The sequence below is a fragment of the Chitinophaga varians genome, assembly GCF_012641275.1.
GTDB classification, from domain to species: domain Bacteria; phylum Bacteroidota; class Bacteroidia; order Chitinophagales; family Chitinophagaceae; genus Chitinophaga; species Chitinophaga varians_A.
In genome coordinates this window covers 1787664-1803557 of sequence record NZ_JABAIA010000002.1, presented here as the reverse complement: position 1 = coordinate 1803557, position 15894 = coordinate 1787664, and the positions used below count along the sequence as shown (strand labels likewise).

General features: G+C 53.5%; 12 protein-coding genes. 8 read left to right on the top strand and 4 right to left on the bottom strand.

What is annotated here, in order from left to right:
• The first annotated feature begins 23 nt into the window (after positions 1-23).
• Entirely contained in the window at positions 24-2189 is a 2166-nt protein-coding gene (locus tag HGH92_RS22100) for a T9SS type A sorting domain-containing protein (protein WP_168872916.1), read from the top strand.
• Between the two features lie 13 nt (positions 2190-2202).
• Positions 2203-5781: a hypothetical protein gene (locus HGH92_RS22095; RefSeq protein WP_168872915.1), complete on the top strand. Its 3579-nt coding sequence runs from the start codon at positions 2203-2205 to the stop codon at positions 5779-5781.
• Position 5782: 1 nt separating this feature from the next.
• Here the strand turns inward: HGH92_RS22095 and HGH92_RS22090 are convergent, their stop codons facing one another.
• A complete protein-coding gene (locus HGH92_RS22090) occupies positions 5783-6271 on the bottom strand; it encodes a molybdopterin-dependent oxidoreductase (protein ID WP_168872914.1) in 489 nt (162 codons plus the stop codon).
• A 4-nt stretch (positions 6272-6275) separates the two neighbouring features.
• Complete coding sequence (locus HGH92_RS22085) at positions 6276-7322, bottom strand: cytochrome-c peroxidase (protein WP_168872913.1); 1047 nt, start codon at positions 7320-7322, stop codon at positions 6276-6278.
• Between the two features lie 166 nt (positions 7323-7488).
• Here HGH92_RS22085 and HGH92_RS22080 point away from each other — a divergent pair, with 166 nt between their 5' ends.
• Both HGH92_RS22080 and HGH92_RS22075 read left to right on the top strand, forming a co-directional pair.
• Positions 7489-8766 (top strand): OmpA family protein, encoded by a 1278-nt coding sequence (locus tag HGH92_RS22080; RefSeq protein WP_168872912.1) that lies wholly within the window; start codon positions 7489-7491, stop codon positions 8764-8766.
• A 31-nt stretch (positions 8767-8797) separates the two neighbouring features.
• Positions 8798-9994 carry an alpha/beta hydrolase family protein gene (locus HGH92_RS22075; protein ID WP_168872911.1) on the top strand — a complete coding sequence of 399 codons (1197 nt, stop codon included), beginning with the start codon at positions 8798-8800 and terminating at the stop codon, positions 9992-9994.
• Here the strand turns inward: HGH92_RS22075 and HGH92_RS22070 are convergent, their stop codons facing one another.
• Positions 9995-11875, bottom strand: coding sequence for a M1 family metallopeptidase (locus HGH92_RS22070; protein WP_168872910.1), 1881 nt, complete (start codon positions 11873-11875; stop codon positions 9995-9997). It lies immediately after the preceding gene.
• A 119-nt stretch (positions 11876-11994) separates the two neighbouring features.
• Here HGH92_RS22070 and HGH92_RS22065 point away from each other — a divergent pair, with 119 nt between their 5' ends.
• Both HGH92_RS22065 and HGH92_RS22060 read left to right on the top strand, forming a co-directional pair.
• Positions 11995-12210, top strand: coding sequence for a hypothetical protein (locus tag HGH92_RS22065; RefSeq protein WP_168872909.1), 216 nt, complete (start codon positions 11995-11997; stop codon positions 12208-12210).
• 190 nt (positions 12211-12400) lie between these two features.
• A complete protein-coding gene (locus HGH92_RS22060) occupies positions 12401-13066 on the top strand; it encodes a hypothetical protein (RefSeq protein ID WP_168872908.1) in 666 nt (221 codons plus the stop codon).
• Here the strand turns inward: HGH92_RS22060 and HGH92_RS22055 are convergent.
• Positions 13056-13880, bottom strand: a complete 825-nt coding sequence (locus HGH92_RS22055; protein ID WP_168872907.1) for an alpha/beta hydrolase — start codon at positions 13878-13880, stop codon at positions 13056-13058. The genes HGH92_RS22060 and HGH92_RS22055 overlap by 11 nt on opposite strands.
• Before the next feature lie 153 nt (positions 13881-14033).
• Between HGH92_RS22055 and HGH92_RS22050 the strand changes: the two genes are divergently transcribed.
• Positions 14034-14564 carry an RNA polymerase sigma-70 factor gene (locus HGH92_RS22050; protein ID WP_168872906.1) on the top strand — a complete coding sequence of 177 codons (531 nt, stop codon included), beginning with the start codon at positions 14034-14036 and terminating at the stop codon, positions 14562-14564.
• Positions 14565-14643: 79 nt separating this feature from the next.
• Positions 14644-15825 carry a FecR family protein gene (locus HGH92_RS22045; protein WP_168872905.1) on the top strand — a complete coding sequence of 394 codons (1182 nt, stop codon included), beginning with the start codon at positions 14644-14646 and terminating at the stop codon, positions 15823-15825.
• Positions 15826-15894 lie beyond the last annotated feature (69 nt).

The following is a 15894-nucleotide window of genomic DNA, read 5'->3' as shown; positions in this document are numbered from 1 at the left end:
TTCACCCTCAAACTCCATAGTATATGAAAAAAACATTTACCGTATTATCAGGCCTGCTGCTGGCATATGCCAGCAGCCAGGGCCAGTATATCACCACCTGGATGGGCAACAATTTCTCTGATGTCAACAAACATGTGGGCAACTGTGCCCGCTCTATGTGGGTATCTCCGCAGGGCGTGGTATATACTTCTTCCGGCTGGGATGAAAAAGGCCGTAACATCGGTATCTACCAAAACGGCAACACCCTTGGCTCCATGGGCGGCAACAAAGAATCGCAGGGCTGCGCCATCGGCGGTGACGATACCTATATCTTCACCGCACAGGAAACACCCAACAACGGTAAAGTGGGACGCTACAACCGCGCCACCAAAGTGCGCGACCTGCTCTTTACCGTAAATACCGGCACCAACGACGCCGTGCCAGGCATTGCCGTATCCTATGGACGTGTATACACCAGCGATCTTGTCAACAACATGATCAAGGTATTCACTACCGGCGGTGTGGCCATCAGGCAATGGTCCGTAGCTACGCCTGGCGCGCTGGCCATCGACAGCAGCGGCCACCTGTGGGTGGCACAGCTCAACAGCGGCACCGTGGCCAGCTTTGACACTACCGGTGTAGCCGGTCCCGTTATCACGCTGGGCACTACCGCGCGGCCTTCGGCCCTGTATGCCGACAGTGCCCGCGGCCAGCTGCTGATCGGCGACCAGGGACCGGACATGCAGATCAAAATTTACAGCAACCTAACGGGAACGCCTGTACCGTCGGGTACCTTCGGCGTACAGGGCGGATACCTGGACCAGTCCACCGCCCTGCGCGGCACCGTGGGCGACAAACGTTTCACCCGAGTAGTAGGCATTGGCCGGGATGCGGCAGACAACCTCTATGTGCTCAACAACCCGTGGGGAGGCACATGGGACCTGGGCCGCAACGGCGCCACTGATATCCACTGCTACAACAGTGCCGGCAACCTTCAATGGACATTACAGGCGCTCAACTTTGAAGGCAACGCTTCTGCCGACGCCGGCAGCGACGGCACCTACTTCTACAGTGGCAACATCCTCTACTCCTATACCGGTACCGACGGCGGCACTTATGTGGCCAACACCGTAGATCCCTACCGCTATCCGCTGGACGCCCGCATACAAATGACGGACCACGGCAGGGGCGAACATTTCGGGCATCTCGCCAATGTGAACGGCCATAAAATACTCATCGCCAACAACCAGAACGCCGATGTATTTTACCGCTACTACTTTAATGAAGCGACGGACGGCCACATTGCCATTCCGTTAGACACCATCAGCAAAGTGCGCAACGGCTTCTGCCTCGACTCCATCGGCGATGTATGGATATCGCAGGATAAAACCAATGCCATCCAGCATTATCCGCTGACCAGCTTCGCCGCCAACGGCAAACCCATATACGGACCAGTGGTATCCACGCCAACGCCCACTTCCATTATGCCGTTGAACCGCATTGAATATGTTCCCGCCAGCGATATGATGGTGCTGGCCGGCGGCAACACCGACTGGACACTGATCGGCAACAGGATAGAAGTGTACCGCGGATGGAAAACAGGCAACCGCACCCCTAACCTGGTGATCACGCTGAGCCGTGCGCAGGCCAAATCCATGTCGGCCGCCGGCAACTATCTCTTTGTGGGATACTATGCTATTCCTGATATAGATGTGTTTGACCTCAGCAGCGGCGCACTGGTGCTGACCATGAACAGCAGCAACCCTGCCGTGTATGTGGGCAACGACGTGGATTCACAGTATGGTATCAAAGCCTATCATCGTACCACCGGGGAATACCTGATCACCAAAGATGATTACAACGCCAATAAAGTAGTGCTGTACCGCTGGACACCGGCGCCACCGCCTCCCGGCTCCGACAGCACCGCTGCCACTTCCGCCATGCTCACCCGTAATGCCGGCGCAGCTTTCAAAGTGTTTCCCAATCCTGTAGATAAAACACTGTACATCGACCTGAAACAAAGCGTGTCAAAAGGGTTTAAGCTCGACATCTTTGATTTCACCGGTAAAACCGTAAAAACCATACAGGCTGCCAATGCAGGCGCTATCACCGCCGATGTGGCCAACCTGATGCCCGGCTCCTATGTATTGCGCATCACCGATGCGGCCAGCAGCAAGGTCATAGGGCAACAGAAATTCATCAAGCTATAAAAAGAAAAAACGAATGAAATATTTATGGATACTCGGGCTGTTGGTCAGCAGCGGGTATAACGGTATGGCACAAATGAAAGCGCCAGCCGACTGGGTCCGCTACGAAGAGGTGCTGGGCGTAAAAAACAATCAGCGGCATTACGATTATGATGTGAGCGTAGTGCGTGCGTCCTGCCCCACTAACGTATTGTGGCCCGGAGAACAACCGTCTTACACCCTGCAGGTGGTGAACCGGCTCAACGAGCCAATAGTGGCCACCGGCAGCATTGAACTGATACCTTACGGCACCCGCGGCCTTCCCGGCGATATCTGGTTGCCCGAGATGGTCCGCCAGGGAGAAGTGGCCACCGTTCCCGTGAAAGTAAACATCCCCGCCGGCGGATATATCAACATAGAACATTTACCCAGCATACCCGCCCGCTTTGGCGGGTATGCCCTGGTGATGGACCTGGGGCGGTATGGCCGCCGTATGATCACCAGCCTGGTGCGTACTTTCGCCGCTAACCCGCAACGGTTGCAGTATCCCAAACAATCGCTCGACGATATGGGCGCTGATTTTCTGCAACGTATAGGCGTGCAGGCTATCCGGATGGGCGTGGATTACACGCCTACTACCGCTCCCGACTACACGCAGAAAATGAAGGAACTGGACGCTAAAATAAAAGAGTACCAGTCCAAAAACATTACGGTGCTACTCATGTTTGGCGCCGGCACAGCGCCGCTGCCGCTGGGCATGCCGCGTTCTTTCCTCGATTCCAACCGCGTGATGAAAAAGACCAAGCAGGATTTTGTATGGGCGCCTGGCTCTGATGCTGATTTCCAGCTGTTCGTCAACCGGCTTTGTGTACAGTACGGCTGGCCCAGGGGGCCGGTCACCGCGGTATCACTGTGGAACGAGCCCTGGGAGGGCGCTTCCATCTCCGGATGGCAGTCAGACATACTGCGCTACCGCGAGATATATACCGTGATGGCGCAAGCCGTGCTGGACGCGCGAAAGAAAGGCGCCGATGTATTAGTCGGCGGTGGCGATTCCAACTCCAATGCCTGGGACAAACTTTTTGCCGATGGCAAAATGACCTTCCTTCCTGTTTTCGATTTCTGCTCTATCCATTATCAGGGCATTGAAACGCCGGCCCTTTATCCGGAGTGGGTTAACCGCCAATCACCCAGAGGCCGTGTTAAAATCTGGGACACCGAAAGCTGGGTAGGCAACACCGATGATCGTATAGGCCTTACCGTAGCCACCAACCGGGCCTCCGGCTACGACCGCTCCATGGGCATTTACGCCGGTTACATGTATACCGGCGGCCGTGGCAGCGAACATTTCACGCAGAAAGTACGGACGCCGGAAGGCACCAAAGAAATTACGCGCATCCCGGATACCTGGTCACAGGCGGCCGCGCTGGGCGCAGTGCAGCACCTGGTAGGCGAACGCAATTTCAACCGGCTGCTGTTCACCAACGGGCTGCCCTGGATCATGGTATTTGACGGGCAAAACAATCCGGACGACGGTACCGCTGTCGTATCAGGCGATATCGGTGAAGCATTTGGTCCCGAAAGAGTGCTGTTCCGTGATGTGAGAGGTTTGCCCGAGATGGCAGACAAAGAGCAAATCAGGGCCGCGCTGGCTGCCGGCAGCGCTAATGCTGACAGCCTGCAACAGGCGCAGCAGCAATACCGCCCGCTGAGCGGCGGCCGTATGCTGCTGCCTGCCGCCTCCTATCTGCGGCTATACGATTTCTACGGCAACCAGCTGTTTGCAGAGAATGGGTATCTGATCATACCGCTCAACAGCCAGGGCTACTACCTGCGCACCGACGGTTCGAAAGGTGCTTTCACCAAACTGCTGGCCGCGTTAAAAACCGCGCGGATAGAAGGTTATGAGCCTGTGGAGATTATCGCCAAAGATATGACCGCCCGTATTTCACAGTCACCGGTGATGCGGTTGCAGCTGACCAATATCCTGAACCGGCCGGTGAAAGGGCGTCTCGCTGTGGCGTTGCAGGGATTGCGTGTATCCGTTCCCGATACCGTGGTGCTCGCTCCGCATGAAACCCGTACTATTCCCGTGCAGATCACCGGGGGCGTGGCCGCCGCCAATAACACCTATCCCCTCTCCGTGCATTTTGATGCCGGCACAGACGGGATGGCCACCCACTATGAAGATATGCATGTGAACGTGATATCGCGGTTAAGCATACACGTAGATGGCAAGCTGGACGACTGGCAGCAGGCTTTACCGCAGACCGTCAGCAGCAAAGGCGCCGCCACCGTGAGCGTGACAGAGGCCGCCTGGTACCCGTTCAAAAACTTTGATACCAACGCCAACGGCTATGCCAACGGGTACTTCGCCTATGACGACCAATACTTTTATTTCGCCGCCAAAGTGGCCGACAGTACGCCGCATCCCGGCACGTACCGTTTTGCGCAGCGGCCGGACGACGAGTTCTTTTATCCCGATACCTCCTATGTGCTGGACATGCAGCAGTCGCTCGTCATCAAAGAAAACAGCGTGCCCGCCACCGATGCAGGCGCCTTACAGCTGCCCAATGGCGACGGGCGTATCATGCACTACTGGGAAAGCGGCGACAATACCAATTCCTTCGGGCTGGACCTTCATCTGCCGAAAGCCACACAGGTAGCGTTGTACCTGCCATCGCTGCGGGTGTCTTCCGCCAGGCTGGAAGTGTATGATAACGCCACCGGTAAAAACCTGTTCCGCCGTACGCTCACCAACCTGTGGGGCGGCGCCTGGGAAGTGCTGCGCCTCGAAGGCGATGTGCGCATCGTGTTGCACAGCAACGCCTGGTGGTATACCGCTAAACTGGCCGCGCTGATGTTTGACCAGCCATCATCTGACAGCATTTTTGTAAAAGAGGATTTTGATACACGCGGCAACTGGAAAGGCGCGTATGGCGCATGGGGGCATCACATCGTGGGAACAACGCCACGTTTACCCGCCGGCGTTACCGTCACCCCCGCCTTTAAAGAAATTAAACAACCGCTGATATGGCCGGCAGGCGTACGGCACTACACCTATCAGAAAAACCCTGTAACGCCCGACAATTCAGGACTCGGGTATTCGTACGACAATGTATTGCTGGCGTTCAATGTTATTCCGGAAGGGAAAGACGGCATGTTGTCCCATCCGCCGGGCACAATGCCGCGTTTTACCGGTTACAAATGCACCGACTATGAATATGCGTTTAATCCCGTAGCCGCCCAATATGGCGGAGGCACGGAGATGTGGCGACTGCTGGTACCGGGACTTAACCGGAAACACTTCTTTCCGCGGCAGCCCAAATCTGAAAAAGAGGGGCCTGTTACCAACAGCAAGCTGGTGGTCCGCCGGGAAGGCAATACCGTGATCACCGAATGCGCCATCCCCTGGAGCGAGATACCCGACGTAAAAGCCGCTATGGACAAAGGAGAACGGATAAAGCTGTCTTTCCGTGTAAACGACAACGGCGCTCCCGGCAGCTGCATGGAACTGGCCAAAGAACGGAGCGTGTCCAAACTCAATGCCCGTGCCTTTCACCCCGACTGGAAAGTACACTGGGCCAATGAAGTAGAATTTGGCGTGGAAAAGTAACTCAGTCTTTTGCGAAGCGTATAATCATGTCCGTTACCTGGAAACTGCTGCGTGCAGGTTTCTTTTCTCCGGGTACTACCAATCTGAAGGGCCCCTTTCCGGCGGGCAGCGGTTGTCCGCCGGATTCATCTGCCAGTATCACCACCCTTTCTGTAAAACTGCTGTCCAGTTCCGCCAGCGAGAACAGCACCTCATAACCATCGGCACACCGTACCAACAGGTATTTGCTGAGGTTTTCCCCTCTTAACGTTTTACCGGTAGTAACACCTGCCAGTTCCAGGATTTCCTGCACAGGCACGCCGGTATAGGCGTGATCGTTACCATCGCGGTCTTTCAGGGAAACCGTGGTGCGTTTCATCTGGCGCAGGTTTTCAGGATAGAGCGTCAACGGACGGGTTACCTCTCCGGATACTTTCACTGCCGGTTTTTGTTGAGCCATGGAGGTTGTACCTGTGAGCAGCAGCAGTCCTAAAAAACAGTTTTTTATCATCAGCTTAATTGTTATCAAAAGGGTTGGAAAAGCGCGGGTCTGTAATAAACGTTGAATCCGTGAGCATATGCAGGAAGGCCAGTAGGTCCTTTTTTTCCTGCGAAGTCAGTAGCAGCGGCTGTTGCAAAAAGGGGCTTAGTGTCCCGCTATGGACCACGTGTTCGCTGTAATGATCGATCACACTTTCCAGGTCGGGAAAACGGCCGTCATGCATATACGGTGCTGTAAGGGCGATATTACGCAGCGTGGCCACCCTGAAACGGCCTTTATCATATGCCTGCCCGGTGATCTGCTGCCGGCCTGCATCAGCAGGGAGACTGTCCAGCCCATTGTTGTGAAACAGGTCGCTATACGTTTTAGGGCCACCATGGCAATGTGCGCAGCCGGCCCCGCGGGTACCGCGCACCGGATCATTATTGGCATAGAACAGTGTGATACCGTTGCCTTCAGCAGCAGACGGCTGGTATTTCCCCTGTAGATACTGATCATAGCGGGAGTTGGCCGAAATGAGCGTGCGTTCGAACTGTGCTAGCGCTTTCACGATGCCGTCAGCTGTAATAGTGTCGGAGCCAAAGGCCTGGCGGAACAGCGCAGGATAACGTGGCGTTTGTTGCAGTTTAGCGGCGGACATTTGCAGTGACTGTCCCATTTCATGAGGGGCTGTGAGCGGTATCGTCGCCTGCTCTTCCAGGCTGCCGGCGCGGCCGTCCCAGAAAAGTTGCCGTACCCACAGCAGGTTGGCAAGCGACATGGTATTGCGGGGTTGCAGCACACCATCGGCGCCGGCGCTGAAACGTTCACCATCGGTGAAAGCTTTTGCCTGCTGGTGGCACGTGGCGCAGCTCATCTGCCCGGTGGCAGACAACGCCTTTTCGTAAAACAAACGGCGGCCCAGCGCTATCCCTTCTTCCGTAGCCGGGTTGCCGGCAGGCAAAAACACCCGGTTACCGAAATAATCCGGCCACGACAGGGTTACCGGCACAGGCACGCGCCTGGCAGGCATCTGCGCGGTCATGACGATCATCATCAGCAACAGTCCTGATAATATCATTTTACGGGACGACACTTTTTTGAGGGTAAATATAACAGAAAGCGGTCAACGTTCCCCTAAAGCGCAACTTCCGGAAAAAATAACACGCCCCCTGCGGAATGTATGTGCAACCAACGTACCTTGCAGGGCATTTTATCCATTATTCAGAAACCATATTGTTGTTATCATGAAAAAGGCAATTCTGTTGCTCGGTATCTGCGCCGTGGCAAGTACTACACAGGCCCAGTTATTTGACCGCATCAAAAATAAGGTACAGCAGAAAGTCAATGAGAAAATCGACAAAACCATTGACGACGTTACCGCCCCCAAAAAGAAAGGCGACCAGGGCACTACCGACTCCGGCAACACCACCTCCGGAGAAACCACCAATACCACGCCGGCAGCCGATAACAGCGGCACTGCCAATACAGATATCAAGTCCTATTCCCGGTTTGATTTTGTACCGGGAGAAAAAATCATCATGCACGAGAATTTCGCGCAGGACGCCGTGGGCGAATTTCCCGGCCAGTGGAACACCCGTTCCGGCGCAGAGATCGTGACGGTGAGCAACCGGCCCGGTAAATGGCTGGCCATGAAACAGGACGGCACCTTCTACCCCGAGTACTTGACCAGCAACCTGCCGGACAACTTCACGCTGCAGGTGGACGTGATGGCCAGCAACGGCATAGCAGGCATCGGCATGCTGACCATCAGCATGCTCAAAGCCGCCAATGCCAATGAAAAATTTGACCTGGCCACTGACAATCAGGTCTCAGCGCCTTCCTTTAAAGTAAGCCTGGCGCCTAAATCGTCCGGAGATGGCTTCTTCCGTTATTCCTCCAATGTGATCGGCAGCAATACTATTAATGGTATGCCGGTGTTCAACGTACCGAAGAAAAACTATGTGCGCGTTTCGCTCTGGCGCCAGAAACAACGGGTACGCGTATACCTGGACAGTACCAAAATACTGGACCTGCCACGCGCACTGGATGCCGGCACTATACTCAATACCCTCGCCTTTAACGCGTATGCGCCCGACTATGACAAAAAGGACGGTACTTTTTACATCAGCAATATTACCCTGGCAGTAGGTGCACCGGACACCCGCAACAAGCTGATGACCGAAGGCAAGTTCATCTCCCATGGTATCCTGTTCGATACCAACAGCGATCAGATCAAACCGGAGTCTTACGGCGCGCTGAAAGATATCGCCAATGTGCTCACGGAAAATGCAGCCGTAAAAGTGAAAATTGTAGGCCATACAGATGCAGACGGCAACGACAAACTGAACCTGGACCTTTCCAAACGCCGCGCTGACGCTGTAAAGGCAGCCCTGGGCAAAGATTTCGGCATCGATGTGGCGCGACTGGAAACAGACGGCAAAGGTAAAACCCAGCCTATCGATAATAACAACACCGAAGTAGGCAAGGCCAACAACCGCAGGGTAGAATTTATCAAATTATAAATAACGGGCGCCATGCACTATTTTTAGTGTCATGAGAAAATTCCTGTTATGCATACTGACTTTGAGCAGTCTTTTCGTGGCTGCTCAAAGTCCGCTTCCCTGGGACCTTTCCCGTCTTCGCGAGACACCCCGCACCTATCCTGCCGACTCCTGCCAGGTAACCGGTTTCCGTTCCTTCTTCTACGAAGGCCTTCCTTACAAATCAAATCCCACAAGGGTTTTCGCCTATTATAAAACGCCTGCCGGCACACCGCCGCCGGGAGGATGGCCCGCCGTGATATGTGTACATGGCGGCGGCGGCACTGCCTTTCCCGCATGGGTGCAGGCGTGGGTAGACCATGGTTTCGCCGCCATAGCCATGGACCTGGAAGGACATCTGCCTTCCGGCAGTCATCCCAACAGGCCCGCGCATGCCTATGGCGGCCCGCCGCGTATCACCACCTTCGGCGACATTGAACTGGCCAAAGACGAGCAATGGTTCTATCACGCCGTAGCCGACGTGAGCAGAGCGATGTCACTGCTTCGGTCTTTCCCGGAGATCGATCCCCAACGGATAGGCATACACGGTATTTCCTGGGGCGGCGTGATCACGTCTGCCGTTATCGGGATAGACGACCGTTTCGCCTTTGCCATTCCGGTGTATGGCTGTGGTTACCTCTATCAGACCACCGCCCCCGGTTTTAAAATACATTTTGATGCGATGACGCCCAGGCAGCTGACTACCTACAAACAGCAGTGGGACCCGTCGGTATACCTGAAGAACAGCCAGGCGCCTGTCCTTTGGGTAACGGGCACCAACGATCCCGCTTTTCCGCTGGATATCTGGCAACAGTCGGTCTTAACAGGCCAGGGGCCTCGCCTGCAATCGCTGGCCATCACCAGTAAACATGGCCACCAGTGGGAACAGCCGGAGATATTTGCTTTCGCCCGGCAAGTTGTAAAAGACACTGCAGCACTACCGAAATTTACGCTTGCAGCAGATGATGACGGCCAGCTGGCCATAACACTGCCGCCAGGACATGAAGCTGCACGGGCGGTCATGTGTTATACTACCGACACCACCAGCTGGCAGCGGAAACAGTGGTTGACAGTACCTGCCACGGTACATGGGACAAAAGTAAAAGCGGCAGTACCTGCCGGCACTACCGCTTTCTTTTTTAATATCACCGGTAAGGATTCCCTGACTTACAGTTCGTTGGTGAACCCTGTCGTGTACCGCAGGAAATAATTACAGCTTGCTTTTCCAGGTGTTGTTGTCCGGTGTGGCATCCATAAAGAGATTGCCGTCCAGCGAGATGGAGGCCACTGCTTTGTTTGCCGGCACCGTTAATTGCAGCGTACGCGGATTTTTCTTCCACACCGCCGGTGTTTGATGCACTGTCGATTTGGTGCCATCAGTATAGTTCACTACAACGTCAAATGGAATAGCAAAACCACCTTCGTTGCTGATGTGGAGCGTGGCTGTTTTTCCTTTGGCCAGCACACTTTCCAGTTTCAGATCGATATAGTTATTGCTGAAGAACCAGTTCTGCCAGAACCAGTTAAGGTCTTGTCCGGCCGCAGCATTGAAGCAATAGAAAAAATCCCATGGAATAGGGTGTTTGCCATGCCATTTGTCCATATAGGTGTGCAGGCATTTGCGGAACAGGGCGTCTCCCAACAGGTCTTTCACCGCCAGATAGGACAGTGAGGCTTTACCGTAGGAGTTGACAGAGTAACCGTCGCCCGTCACCTGGTTGGACATGGTAATGATGGGTTGGTCTTCTTCCGCGGACGGGTCGCCGATGTAGCGGGCCACGCGGAACTTTTTATAGAAGTCGTCCGCGCTGGCTTTTCCTTTTTCGTGTATGCGTACAAAATATTCGAACGTAGTGGCCCATCCTTCATCCATATAAGCATAGCGGCTTTCATTGATGCCCATATAGAAAGGGAAATAGGTGTGCGCCATTTCGTGGTCCTGCAGCAGTTGTGCAAAATCAAGGTCCTGTCCCAATGAGCCGTCGTTGACCATCATCGGGTATTCCATGTCCGCATATCCCTGGAAGGCAGTCATCACCGGATAAGGATAAGGTACGCCTGGCCAGCGATGCGAGAAATATGACAAAGCCGTATGCGCAAAGGCCACCGACTGGCGGAAGTCATAGGCCGTATCATTGTAGGCCGCCTGTATGCTGGAGCGGCGGCGTGTGGTGCTGTCCACCATCACGCTGGCAGCGTCCCATACATAGTGGTTGCTAAGGCCCAGGGTTACGTCCACGATATCGTTGTAACTGAACTTCCAGGTATTCCAGTCCTGCTGACGGGTCACTTTTCCGGCCAGCATTTCTTCGCGGGTGGCGATGTGCATGACGGCATCGCTGCTGTAGGATGTTTTCAGCCGGGCCGCATATTCCGGTTGCAGTACTTCCGCAGCGTTCAACAGGTTGCCCGTGCCCCATACCACAAAGTTCTTCGGCACTTTTACCGCTACTGTATAGTCACTGAAATCATTGTAGAACTCAGCGCGCCCCAGATGTTGCAGCATGTTCCAGCCGTTGTAGTCATCGTATACGGCAACACGCGGATAATAGTAGGCAAGAAAATAGGTGGTACTGTCGATAATGCCTTCCCGCCCGCTTTCCACTGACAGTTCATGGTGCCAGCTGATCTGCATTTGCAGGCTGTCTTTCGATGCCAGCGGTGATGGCAGTGATACGGTGCCTACAGTGCCGTTGTCATTGTTGTATGCAACCGTTTTGCCATTGATCACCAGTGTGTCGATCACCATACCGGCAGACAGGTAATCTTTGCTGACATATCCCGAGCGGGGTGATTGTGGCTTGTGTTGATTACCAATCAGATCGAGCACAAGCGTTTCCAGTGCGTCCGGACTGTTGTTGATATAGGTGATGGATTCCCTGCCATATACCACCGGAGAAGGAGGATTAACAGTAAGATGAATATCGTACCGTCCTTTGTTCTGCCAATAGTTGGGACCGGGATTACCGCTACGGGAGCGGGTTTTATTCTCATACGCCTTCCTGATGTTACGTGGTTCGTACAATTGTTGTGCCTGTGCAGCCATCGTTGTAACAGCCAGTAATAACAGGACGTTTAAACATCTTTTCATAAGCCTGAATTGTTGCAGCCTTAAAAATAGGAAAAGTTGGCCCAAAAAAATGGTGTTGTTCAGTCTGCTCGATGGCATACAGGCATAATGATTGTGGTTCGTTTCATAAAACGACAGCCATGAGCACATTTCATATCGATTATCACGGACAGCTGCTGGCCGTTTCACAGGAGTCGGCCGACAGTTTCCTGGTATCATTGCCCAACAGGACCATGCAGTTAGTGAGGAAACAAGACAGTGACGGCGCTGACTTCTGGTTTGAGAAAGACACGGACAATGAAACGCCTGAAACAGCGGAACTGGGCGCAGCCATTAAAGTGGTATTGGGCAGCTGACCCGACATCTCCCTAATTTTAGGTATTTTTTAATTTCGTGTCCCGTGGTTGATGTTCAACTGCGGGACTTTCTTTATCTTTACATATTACTTGATACGACCGGCCGCTTAACCCAATTATTACTGGATCATTTTAGATAGGAAACCTTACTTGATTACTATTCACCTGATATGAAAAACATCTATCGCCCATGATGGCACATTATGATGTCACCAAACTGGAACATCTTGAAAAAAAAACCGACTGGAAAAGGAATTACGCGCATTTCACATCTGGTAACAAATCGTTGTTATTGCCTACCCTGCTGATTATTGCAGGCAGTCTTACGCTGTATGCCCTCAACGGGGGCAGGCTGCTGCAGAGCGGCTACGGGCTGACGGCCGGGCTGATTACAATAGCCGGAGTAGTGCTCTTCGTTATCATCTCCGGAAAAGGGAAACAACAAGTGTTGGAAAACATCTCCCGGAAACCTGTATGTCTCGCCAAGATCATCAAATTCAATGAGCAGCAACAGCTGTACTATGGTATCTTCAGCACCAGCGATACCCGCTGGGACACGGCGCTGCTGCAAAACATTTCCGACCGGGTGGACAATATTCCATTTGACACTAATAATCCTGATGACAAAACTATTGTACGGCTGTTGCGCGCTTCGCAGGTGGGGGTTAACATGCAGACTTACTCCCTGCCCGCTTCCTTCACAGGCGGGCATCAGATCTACCTGAAATCTTTTGATTTTAGCATCCTCGACAAAGCGACGTGTGACTACATACAGCACCGCAACGGTATTTTTCCGGTACTGTATGTAGACAACAGCTATGTGCCGGTAATACTGAAAGATTACATTATTGCTTAGCAGGCGGCACCATCTTGTGGAACAGTGTGTCCAGCCCGCCATAGAGGCTGCGGTGCAGTATCGTGAGATGGTTCTCTGCCGGCATAGGCACGTACTTTGCGCTGACCAGCTGCGGATTGGCCGCCGCCAGTATCCCCGCAAAACGGGTAGCGTCATTTTTCATCACAGCGCCTTCCTCTCCTACGGACAAGTACACACTGACCGGCTGCTTCAGGTTCGCCTGCAACAGTGCCGGCGCTTCCGTCAGCAGTGACTGGTTGCTCCACCAGAAGCTGGGGCTGATGATGGCATACTGCTCAAAGAGCGAAGGACGGCGCAACAGCACTTCCGCCGCCAGCAAACCACCCAGCGACTGCCCTACCAGCGTACGGTTGGGCCTTACACGGTAATGCTTCGAAATATAAGGCTGCAGGTCTTTCTCCAGGAAAGCGATAAACTTCGCCGAACCACCGGTAGTGGGATAGGCTTTTTTATCTTCCGCAATCGTGGTCGGGAAAGTGAAGTCCCGTTTACGGTCCACATTGGCGATACCTACCAATATCACCGGCGGCATAAAACGGATCATGGTCAGGTACTGCACCAGGCCCGACACATGTATAAAGTCCTCATTGGCCGATCCATCCAACAGATACACCACCGGATAGGTAGCCGTGTCTTTACTGTAGCCTTCCGGCAGATAGATATTTAATGTTCTGGATTCTCCAAGCTCGCGCGAGGTTATTTTATCAGTTACACCAAGCACAAAAGGGGTTTGCTGGGCCTTTGCCACCATAATGCTGCCCAGTAACAGGCAGCTGATTAAAAATTTCTTCATAAAAAACAGGTCAACTTGTTGTTCGTGCCCGAAGATAACGGCTATTTGTTTATCTTTTTTGCGATTTTATGTGTATGTTACCACTGCGGTGCTGTTGCCGGCACTGCCCAAAATTCGCACTATATTAGTAACCAGGTCAGAAAGGGAGCGAATATGTCTATGCAATCAGATACACTGGAGCCAGCCAGTCTTTTTAAAGCCTACTACCAGCGGCTGTGTTATTTTGCCTTCCAGTTTACGGGAGACAAAGACCAGGCGCGCGATATTGCACAGGAAGCCTTTGTCAGCTACCTGGGACAACGCGGGCAGGTAGCGCCTCACCCCGTGGCCATCAGGAATTTTCTGTACACCACCGTCCGCCATGCCTGTCTGAACCTTTTACGCCATGAAAAAGTAGTGGAGAAATTTGCCGCTTCGCAGCCTGTTCCTCCGTCCGATGACGCCACCGTGGTATTGACCATGATCCGGTCTGAGGTACTGGGAGAAATTAATCGTGTACTACAGACACTTCCTGAAGCATGTCAGGAAATCATCCGCCTTGGTTATATAGAAGGCCTGAAAAACCAGGAGATCGCCCAACAGCTGAACATCAGCATCAATACCGTCAAAACGCAGAAGAAGCGGGGCCTTCACCTGCTACGGCAACGGCTGAACCCTGAAATTTACAGCCTGCTTTTCCTTTAATTCTTTCTTTTGAAAAAAAACTTTCTGTGTTTGTCACCCCTTTTTTGAGGTAACGTTTCTTTATCATGGAAACGACCAAATGGACCAACATCACGATACTTTTGACCAAGCCGCGCTGATATTGCGTTGCCTGCGCGGAGAAGCCACCAGCGCCGAACAGCAACAGCTGCAAATATGGCTGGCGGCAGATCCGCGTCACGAAGCGTTGTACCGTGACCTGCAAGACCCGGAGCAACTGGCCGCCGGTATTGCCTTCCAGGAAACGATAGACGTACAGGCCGACTGGGAGGCTGTGCAGGCACGCATTTCCACGCCGCCGCCTGTCCGCAGGCCGGTATGGATAAAACTGGCCGCATGGACCGCCGCCGCTGCCGCAGTGGTCACCGGCATTGTATGGTTGTATTCCCGCCCGGAAAACAGCAGGGACGCCCGGATTGTAGCAGACCAATCGCACACTTTCCGTAACGACGTGCTGCCCGGCGGCAACCAGGCCGTATTACAACTGGGCAACGGCAAAACAGTGACCTTGGGCAGTAATGGCAGCCAGACCATCACCGAAGCCGATGGCACCACTATTCAGCGGGGCAATGGCAGTCTTGTTTATACAGATGCCAGCGACAGCGCCACCACCAGCCTATACAATACGCTGACCACCAACAGGGCCGGGCAATACCAGCTAACGCTGGAAGACGGCACCAAAGTATGGCTCAATGCCGCGTCCTCCCTCACTTTCCCTGTTCATTTCAACGGGGCAGAGCGGAAAGTGGCCCTTACCGGCGAAGGATATTTTGAAGTGGCAGCCAATGCCCGTCAGCCTTTTAAAGTGACTGTCAACGGCGTGGACGTGCTGGTACTGGGGACCAGCTTCAATATCGGGGCCTATGACCATACCGTCAACACCACACTGGTCAGCGGGGCCGTTAAAGTACAGTTGCCCGGCAAACGGTCCTGGCAGCTTGTACCCGGCCAGCAGGCCCGTGTACAGCATGAGCAGGTGTCCATCACCTATGCCGATACCGAAAAAGCCATCGCCTGGAAAGAAGGCATCTTTTATTTTAAAGACGATGATCTCCGCGACATCATGGAGCAGGTGGCCCGCTGGTACGACCTGGAGCTGGACTTCAAAGGCCCGCTGCCCACCGGAAAAATCAGCGGCAACATCAGCAGGCAGGCAAGACTGTCACAAGTACTGGAGATGCTGAATTATGTAAGCGGCGCCCATTTTGATATCCGGGGCCGTAAAGTTAGCGTAGGCCTATAACGTAAACGAGTACACGCGAATTAACAATACCTGTAATGAAGAACACTGAAATGCCAAAATTAACGGGAC